Raw genomic sequence first — 215 nt, forward strand, 5'->3', positions numbered from 1 at the left:
ATCATGCTGCGGTCCAGCGCCAGGTCCTTGTCCGAGAGCTTGCGGATGTAGCGCAGCATCTCGGTTTCGCTGTGGTGGCTGTTGAAGACCGGGTGCGTCAGGAAGGCGCTGGTGCGGCGCAGGGCCGGCGGGATCAGGTCGCCGCTCAGGCTCAGCTCGTCCACGCTGGGCAGGGTCTGGCCTTCGGCGGCGAAGATGCGCCACAGCAGGGCCAG

Annotated in this window: 1 protein-coding gene; it reads right to left on the reverse strand. The window is 67.9% G+C overall.

Going from position 1 to position 215, the window contains the following annotated elements; genetic code table 11:
• Positions 1 to 215: hypothetical protein (locus tag I73_RS28995; protein ID WP_040500900.1), on the reverse strand; the 215-nt coding region annotated here is incomplete at both ends.

Origin of the sequence: Ideonella sp. B508-1 (assembly GCF_000333615.1) — a bacterium.
In the GTDB taxonomy this organism is placed as follows: domain Bacteria; phylum Pseudomonadota; class Gammaproteobacteria; order Burkholderiales; family Burkholderiaceae_C; genus Ideonella.